Below are 8,276 nucleotides of genomic sequence, written 5' to 3' on the forward strand. Positions count from 1 at the left end.
GGTCTGATCGGTGAAGGCCGTCCGACACGATGTCACTGGTGACGCGCTCTCGCCCAGGCGACTCTACCCTTGCGTTAGGGTAGGGTCTCGGAGACGGCTGATCACGACAGGTGGGTGAACCGATGCTGAGGGCAGAGCTGAGCTGGCCGCACCGGGTACGCGGGGCCATGGTGCTGGCGGCATGCGGTGACGCCCTGGGCGCGCCCTTCGAGGGCACAGACCCGGTGGACCGGGCCGACATCGACGACTGGATGAACCGGTCGACACAGCTGATGGCGTACACCGACGACACCGCGTCCGCTCTCGTCCTGGCCGACCACCTGACCCGCCGACACGGCACCGTAGGTGAGGACGAACTCGCCGACGAACTCGCCCGAGAGTGGGCGCGCGACCCCGACCGGGGCTACGGTCACGGCGCCGCGCGGCTGTTCGCCGAGTTGGCCCACGGCAGGCCGTGGCAACGAGCCGCCGCAGAACTGTTCGACGGCCAGGGCTCCTACGGCAACGGCGCCGCGATGCGGGTAGCACCGGTCGGCCTGCTACCCGGCCTCGGGCTCGGCGCTGTCGCCGGCCGCGCCCGCCGGTCAGCGGTGGTCACCCACCAGCACCCGCAGGCGGTGGACGGCGCGGTCGCTCAGGCGGTCGCGACGGCACTGGCCGCGCTCTCGACACGGGACACCCCGCTGGACCCGGACCGGATCGTGACCCCGATCCGCGAGCACGTGGACACCGCGGAGTTCCAGGCGGCGCTTCGGCGGCTCCCCGCGCTCGTCAACGGGGGCGCCAGCAGCACGCAGGTAGCCGGCGAAGTGGGCAACGGCGTCAGCGCGATCCAGTCCGTGCCCGCCGCCCTCGCCGCGTTTCTGCGCCACCCGGACGACATCCCCGCCGCGATCGCGTTCGCGATCGGTATGGGTGGCGACACGGATACCATCGCCTCAATGACCGGCGCTCTGTGCGGCGCTCGCCGCACAGAGCGGGACGTCCCGGTCATGTGGGGGCTTCGGCTGGGAGGCGCGTCGCGAGTGTGGACAGCGGCCAGCGCGCTGGCCAGGCTCGCCCAGGCTACGCCCGGCCCGGCCGCGCGGTAAGCGCCACGCGATCGCGGGCTGACCGCCGGCCCGCCGACGGCTGCCCCGCGGCACCGGAGACGACCATGTCCCGGTGCCGCGGTGGCCCACCACCCCCGCCTGCGGCCCGACCGAGGAACCAGAGGCCGCGTCGGCGGCCATAGCAATCCTGAAGGGCCACACCATGATGACCGCCAGCACCACGCGAGACGCGATGCTCCCGCCGAATTGGGACCATGGCATCGCGCCGATGGCGGCCGCTGTCATCGGTGCGCGAGCACGCGACGACCGGGTGCCGCAGCGGTGGGGCAGCCGGCTACGGTCCTCGCTGCAGATTTGGACGGTGGCTGGTGAACTCGCCGAGCTGATCAATCCCAAGTTCGATGCCGGATGCACCCTGACCACAACGTGACCGTCGTGCGACCAGCATGAGCGCCCGGCACCGCCAGACAGGCAAGCACGAGGCGTTCACGCACGCCGCCGCGCCGAGAGCGTACGTGCGAACACCGGGCGACGGCCGCCGCGACGTAGCGCCCGCGGCGTGGTGTGAAGGGTTTCCATCAGCGCACGAGGCGCGGACACCCAGCGCGGGCGTGCCCCGCCTAATTGGCTGCGGTGAGGGCGGGGCTGCTACGCCTCGATCTCCTCGACCCGCTGCACGTCCTCCCAGCGCAGGGCAGACACCTCACGCCACTGAGGGTCCATCCCCTCACTTGAGCCGCCGTCAGCGCGGCTCTCGAACGTCATGATCTTCCGGTCATGCCGGCATCGATGGGGCCGAAACGGTCAACATACTGCCATCGGTGAGCCACACGAAGTACCGCCACATCGCACCTCCCCTGTCGACCCCTACCTCCCGGCCATGATCGCCGGCCCGGTAAATCTACCCTGACGTTAGCGTCAGGCGACACGATACGCGCGCCACTAGCAATCAACCCTGACGTGAGGGTATATTCGGCGGCGATGATCCTCCACTGGCGCGAACCTGAGCAGCTGCGCGACCGTGCACGCGGCTGCCTTCTCGCCGCCGCACAAGGACTCGAACCTGACCCTGCGGCCGACTCGGCGGCGTGCCACGTAGGGTCGTTGCCGACCCACATCGCGCGGATGATCGCCCACGCCCGCTACCTGGCCAACCACCCCGACACGACGAGCGAGTCCGCCAACTATGTCCAGGACCTCACGGCGGCGATGACGTCACCCTCCGGCACCCACCGGAACAGAGCAAACGCGCAACCGCCGCGCGCGGTCCAGACGGATGCATTCGAGCTACTGCAAGCCGTTCCGGTCGGACTGCTGGCGGCACCTCTGCCCGACATCGGTCGACGAGCACGCCTGGCCGCCGCGATCAGCAGCGCGGATCCTCAGCGCCAGGAGGCCAGCGTCGCCGTCGCCTACGCCGTGGCCCTGGCCTACCGGGCCGACACCAACCGCCGCGTCGACCGCTTCGACTTCACCTATCAACTTGCCCACCTGGCGACCGACGGCGCACTCGCCGACCGGCTGGCGCGGGTCGCCGCGTTGGGCGACCGGCCACCATCCGAGGCCACGCAGCATCTGCCGGCCGACGGCAGCGCCCCGACCAGCCTCGCCGTGGCCGTGGCCGCGTTCCTCCGCCACCCGACGGACCCTGCGGCAGCGTGGAGTTCGCCAGCTCCGCAGACGGCCCTGTCAGCGCGGGCATCGCAGGCGCGATCACTGGCGCCTACGCGGGCAGGGCAGCGCTCTCGTACGACTGGGTCAGGCGGTCCACCGAGACCGCGGTGATCGTCGAAGCCGCCGACGACCTTGCCGGGATGGCCTTCCGCGCCAGGCTCCTGACCTCCTGAGGATGAGGGCGGCGGCAGGCACGCTTGCCCGAGCTGAGCACGCCGCCGCAGACGCCGGCCGGGTAAGAGTGGATCAGGTTCACCTCCGCTTGGCGGAGATCGGGCTGCGGGTCGCCGCCCGCTACGGATTCGCGTTGGCCGGCGGCTACGTCGCGCAGGCCCACGGCATCCTCGACCGCCCGAGCGAGGACATCGACCTGTTCACGGCGTGGGAGCGTCGTGGCGAGTTCGTCGCAGCAGTGGACGCCGTGGTCGACGGCTACCGCGCCGGCGGGTATTCCGTCGAGATGACGTAGCAGTTCGACAGCTTCGCCCGGCTCGCGGTCACCGATCCCGGTCAACCTGAGTACCCGGTCAACATCTCCGCAACGACGCGGCTGTGCCGGTGGCCCCAGTCGGGTCAGCCCACTCGTGCACTCATCGGGCGATCACGGATCTCTGCGGTCTCCGCGTCGACGACACCGAGACCGCGTCGGTGCTCGTCGGCGAATCTCAGGAAGCGTGAGACCGGCCCGTCATGGGTCAGGTGGAGCTCGTGCATGGCCCTGGTGCAGGCGATGTAGAGCATGCACCTGTCCATCTCGTTGGCGTAGTTGGTGTCATTGACGTGCGGGACGATCACGGTGTCGAACTCCAGCCCCTTGGAGATGTGGGCTGTGGTGATGACGATGCCGCCGGCGAATTCCGTGCTGTCGTAGTCGAGGAACGTCAGCTCGACGCCAGACTCCGACAGGGCGCGGTAGAGCGTTTCCGCCTGCGCGGCGGTCTTGCAGATGATACCCAGGGACCGGTGTTCGCTGTCCCGGTGCTGCTCGACGAGGGTCAGGATCTGTGCCAGCTGGCTCTTCTGGTCCGCGCACGCGATGACCTGCGGTGGCCGTCCGTGGCGCTCGATCGGAATGATCTTGTTGTTCGGGGAGATGTGCTGGGCGAAATCCGTGATCTCGGTCGTGGAGCGGTAGCTCTTGCGCAACTCGAGGCAGTCAGCCTCCGGGAAGATGCTGCGGATGGTCGACGGTGACGAGGAGCTGAACGGGTTGACCGACTGGTTGGAGTCTCCCAGGATCGTCATCCTGCAGGAGAACAGCGCACGCACCACCGCGTACTGGACGGGCGTGTAGTCCTGCATCTCATCGATCAGCAGGTGGCGGATGCGGCTGTAGCTCTCGTGGCGAGCCGTCCTGATCATGGTGTAGATCAGCGGGAACACGTCGGCGTACTCGATCTTCTTCCGGCCGAAGGGCTTGAACAGGCCGCGGCGGGCCGAGTCGGAGTAGAAAGCCTTGTACACGGCGAGCGCGTCCTTGTAGGGGAACATGGCGCGGACCTGCCGACGGACACCGGTGGTGTCGGCTGCCGTCCACTTGCCACCCCGGTCCAAGGCCTGCTGCTTGAGCAGGTGGACAGCGGTGTCGGCCAGCAGGTCCAGCCGGGTGAAGATCGGAAGTGTCGGTGACTGCCCGAACGTCGCCGCGACCCACCCGGCGGAGAGCCGGTTGTTCTTCTGAACGATCTCGGCGGGTGTGAACTCCTCGTCCGCCCGGGAGGTGATCCACGCGTCGAGCTGGGTGACGAACTCCGGGGTGGCCTTGTAGCGCATGCGCTCGGCCGCCGCCTCGTCGACTCGGTCGAGCAGGTTGACCACCTGTTCGCTGAACGTCTCGTAGTCGGTGACCTTGGCGAGGAACGTGGCGGCGATGGTGTTGAAGTCGATCTCTGCGATCTGCTCCTCGCCCAGCTCGGGCAGCACGTTGGCGATGTAGTCGCCGAAGACCTTGTTCGGGGACAGGATCATGACGTTGTCGGAGGAGAGGGTGTCCTTGAAGCGGTAGAGCAGGAAGGCCACCCGGTGCAGGGCGATCGATGTCTTCCCCGAGCCCGCGACGCCCTGCAGGATCAGCACCTGCGCCGTCTCGTTGCGAATCACCGCGTTCTGTTCCCGCTGGATCGTCGCCACGATGTTCTTCATCTTGTCGTCGGCGGACTGGCTCAGCTCCCGCTGTAGGACATCGTCACCGATGTTCAGCGCGCTCTCGAACATGTATTCCAGGCGCCCGTCCTGGATCTTGTACTGGCGCTTGCCGGTGATCTCGCCGTGGACGGTCCCCTGAGGGGCCTGGAAGAACGCCTCCCCCGACTCGAAGTCGTAGTAGAGGCTGGAGACGGGAGCGCGCCAGTCGTGTACCACGATCTCCTGAGTCCGCGGGTCGGAGAAATTGTGCACCCCGATGTAGTGGGCCCCGGCTTCCGTATCGCCTCCGGCGTGGAAGTCGACGCGCCCGAAATACGGCGACGCCAGCAGCCGCTGAAGACGTTTCCGCACCGTGACCGCATGCTCGGCCAGGGTGACCGACGTGTTCACCTCGACGCGGACGTTCGCCTTCTCGACGCCGTCCATGTCACGCCAGTGCGCCCACATGTGTTCCTTGTGCGCCTGGATGGCACTGGCGGAGCTGTCGATGGTGGCGGTCACCCCCTCCAGCGCCACCGTCAGCAGACGCACCGTCTCGGCCAGATGCTGACGCTCCTGCTGTTCGACTCGGTTCTGCACGTCTGTCATCAAGGCCATCTCCGGTTCAGGCTCCTGTCGGTGAAACACTCTAACGTAAGGGTCGAGTAAGACGTGCGGTGAAGCCCGCACGGCTGCGCCCAACGGCCGGCGCACGCCGGACCCACGCCGGGACCGGTACGGCACGCCGTGTCGCCGCCTACTTCAGCCTCGGGCGCCCAGCACGGCATGGGGACTCCTCCACAGATGCCACCGCCGGGCATACTCGGGCCTGCTCGGCAGTTCGTGGAGGGCGGCGACCAACCCTGCGGCACGAACGTCGCGGACCTTCGGACGCGGACGGGGCCGGCGCCGCCGATCGGTGGTTTACGGGTTCTCGAACCGCTCGACCCGCTGCACGTCCTCCCACAGCAGCACGGAGACCTCCCGCCAGCGGGTCGCGCAAGCGGAGCTGCTGCGGCGCTCAAAGGTCATGACCCTGCGGTCGTGCCGGCATCGGTCGGCTGGAACGGTCAGCAGGGTGCCGTCGGTCAGCCACACGAAGAACTGCGTCACGACGCCCCCCTGATCCGCGGGCGAAGTGCCCGCGCCGACAGATCCAAATCTACCCTAACGTTAACGTCGACGTAAGTAGACATTCCCACCTCGCAACACGCCCCGCATTCCCGGCGGCACCATTGGTGATGATCATCACGAAAGGCGAACTCTACCCTCACCGGACGGTAGGGTCAGTGCAGGTCGTCGAGGTGCGGCTACTGCCCCTCGCGGTCTTCTCCCGGGCGACGACGCCCGGAAACGGTCCGGAAACGTCCGACCGGTACATGTGCACGTAAAGCGTCGTACCCCCTCGTGGGCACGGCCGCGCGTGTGCGCCCAGCGCGCACACCTGAGTGGAAATGGCTGTATGTCTTCGATGCTGTCCGCGGTCTCCCGGCCGCGCCTGTCCCGTCCGTCCTGGCTGTCGCCGAAGGTGTTGCGCACCGAAGTTCTCGCGGGCCTGGTCGTCGCCTTGGCGCTGATTCCGGAGGCGATCTCGTTCTCGATCCTGGCCGGGGTCGACCCGCGGGTGGGTCTGTTCGCGTCGTTCACGATGGCGGTCGTCATCGCCGTCTGCGGCGGCCGACCGGCGATGATCAGTGCCGCGACCGGCGCGATCGCGCTGGTCGTCGCTCCCCTCGCCCGGGATCACGGCCTCGGCTACCTGATCGCCGCGGTGATCCTCGGCGGCACCATCCAGGTGCTGCTGGCGGCGCTCGGGGTGGCGAAGCTGATGCGGTTCATCCCGCGCAGCGTGATGGTCGGCTTCGTCAACGCCCTGGCCATCCTGATCTTCGCCGCGCAGGTGCCCCACCTGCTCGGCGTGCCGTGGCTGGTCTACCCGCTCGTCGCGCTCGCCCTGGCGATCATGGTCGGGCTGCCCCGCCTCACCCGGGCCGTGCCCGCGCCGCTGGTCGCCATCATCGTGCTGACCGTGATCACGGTCGCCGCCCACGTGCTGGTGCCGACGGTCGGCGACCAGGGCGCCCTGCCGGACAGCCTGCCGGTGTTCGGCCTGCCCGACGTGCCCTACACCCTCGACACCCTGACGCTGGTCGCCCCCTACGCGCTCGGCGTGGCGCTGGTCGGGCTGATGGAGTCGCTGATGACCGCCAAGCTGGTCGACGACATCACCGACACCCACTCCAACAAGACCCGCGAGTCCTGGGGCCAGGGCGTGGCCAACATCGTCACCGGCTTCTTCGGCGGCATGGGCGGCTGCGCCATGATCGGCCAGACGATGATCAACGTGAAGGCATCCGGCGCCCGCACCCGCCTGTCCACGTTCCTGTCCGGCGTCTTCCTGCTCATCCTCGTCGTCGCCCTCGGCGACGTGGTCGCCGTCATCCCGATGGCCGCCCTGGTCGCCGTCATGATCATCGTGTCGGTGGCGACCTTCGACTGGCACTCCATCGCCCCCGCCACGCTCAAGCGCATGCCCTGGGGCGAGACCATCGTCATGCTCGCCACCGTCGGCGCGGTCCTCGCCACCCACAACCTGGCCATCGGCGTGGTCATCGGCGTGCTCACCGCCATGGTGATCTTCGCCCGCCGGGTCGCCCACCTGGTCGAGGTCACCAGCGTCCTGGACCCCGACGGCGGCACCCGCATCTACTCCGTGCACGGCGAACTGTTCTTCGCCTCCAGCAACGACCTGGTCTACCAGTTCGACTACGCCGGCGACCCGGACAACGTGATCATCGACATGACCCACGCCCACATCTGGGACGCCTCCTCCGTCGCCGCCCTCGACGCCATCACCACCAAGTACGCCGCCCGCGGCAAGAACGTCGAGATCATCGAACTCAACAAGCCCAGCGCCGCCATCCACAGCACCCTCGCCGGCACCCTCACCGGCGGCCACTGATGCCGCACCCCACCCACGCCGCCGGGCCGGAGCACTTCTGCGGCCCGGCGGCCGCCGGCACCACCAGCGGTCGGCTGATGCAGATCGGCGAGGCCGCCGAGCGGATCGGGCTGAGCATCCGCACCATCCGCCACTACGAGGAGGCCGGACTGATCGTGCCCTCCGCCCGCAGCGAGGGCGGCTTCCGGCTCTACACCGAACCCGACCTCGACCGGCTCGCCGTGGTCAAGCGGATGAAGCCCCTCGGCTTCACCCTCGACGAGATGCGCGACCTGCTCGCCGTCCTCGACGCACTGCCCACCGCCGGTGACGAGGAGCGGCGGGTGCTGCTCGACCGCCTCGGCATGTTCCACACCGCCGCCACCACCCGCGTCGCCGCGCTGCGCGATCAACTCACCACCGCCGAAGGCTTCACCGACACCGTGCGCACCACACTCGACCAGCACAGCGAACCGGCCACCTAG

The 8,276-nt window shown here is 68.6% G+C and carries 7 protein-coding genes and 1 pseudogene; 6 read left to right on the forward strand and 2 right to left on the reverse strand.

Features of this window, described 5'->3' with window-relative positions; genetic code table 11:
* The first annotated feature begins 122 nt into the window (after nucleotides 1-122).
* The 4 genes and pseudogenes from EFE23_RS26815 to EFE23_RS26830 all read left to right on the forward strand — a co-directional run.
* On the forward strand, nucleotides 123-1,091 hold the full coding sequence (locus tag EFE23_RS26815; RefSeq protein WP_123243671.1) for an ADP-ribosylglycohydrolase family protein: 969 nt from the start codon (nucleotides 123-125) through the stop codon (nucleotides 1,089-1,091).
* A gap of 73 nt (nucleotides 1,092-1,164) precedes the next feature.
* The gene (locus EFE23_RS26820) at nucleotides 1,165-1,482 is read left to right on the forward strand and encodes a hypothetical protein (RefSeq protein ID WP_123243672.1); all 318 of its coding nucleotides are present in this window, start codon (nucleotides 1,165-1,167) and stop codon (nucleotides 1,480-1,482) included.
* A 551-nt stretch (nucleotides 1,483-2,033) separates the two neighbouring features.
* Nucleotides 2,034-2,837 carry an ADP-ribosylglycohydrolase family protein gene (locus EFE23_RS26825; RefSeq protein WP_148058550.1) on the forward strand — a complete coding sequence of 268 codons (804 nt, stop codon included), beginning with the start codon at nucleotides 2,034-2,036 and terminating at the stop codon, nucleotides 2,835-2,837.
* Between the two features lie 130 nt (nucleotides 2,838-2,967).
* A pseudogene (locus EFE23_RS26830) lies at nucleotides 2,968-3,192 on the forward strand (nucleotidyl transferase AbiEii/AbiGii toxin family protein); the annotation flags it as partial.
* A 107-nt stretch (nucleotides 3,193-3,299) separates the two neighbouring features.
* On the opposite strand, the gene EFE23_RS26835 reads toward EFE23_RS26830, so the two are convergent.
* Nucleotides 3,300-5,459, reverse strand: coding sequence for a HelD family protein (locus EFE23_RS26835; RefSeq protein WP_123243677.1), 2,160 nt, complete (start codon nucleotides 5,457-5,459; stop codon nucleotides 3,300-3,302).
* A 315-nt stretch (nucleotides 5,460-5,774) separates the two neighbouring features.
* Nucleotides 5,775-5,963 carry a hypothetical protein gene (locus EFE23_RS26840; protein ID WP_123243674.1) on the reverse strand — a complete coding sequence of 63 codons (189 nt, stop codon included), beginning with the start codon at nucleotides 5,961-5,963 and terminating at the stop codon, nucleotides 5,775-5,777.
* Between the two features lie 349 nt (nucleotides 5,964-6,312).
* Here EFE23_RS26840 and EFE23_RS26845 point away from each other — a divergent pair, with 349 nt between their 5' ends.
* Both EFE23_RS26845 and EFE23_RS26850 read left to right on the forward strand, forming a co-directional pair.
* Nucleotides 6,313-7,812 (forward strand): SulP family inorganic anion transporter, encoded by a 1,500-nt coding sequence (locus EFE23_RS26845; protein WP_123243675.1) that lies wholly within the window; start codon nucleotides 6,313-6,315, stop codon nucleotides 7,810-7,812.
* A gap of 77 nt (nucleotides 7,813-7,889) precedes the next feature.
* Complete coding sequence (locus EFE23_RS26850; protein WP_233601161.1) at nucleotides 7,890-8,276, forward strand: MerR family transcriptional regulator; 387 nt, start codon at nucleotides 7,890-7,892, stop codon at nucleotides 8,274-8,276.

Origin of the sequence: Micromonospora solifontis, from assembly GCF_003725545.1 — a bacterium.
GTDB lineage: Bacteria > Actinomycetota > Actinomycetes > Mycobacteriales > Micromonosporaceae > Micromonospora > Micromonospora solifontis.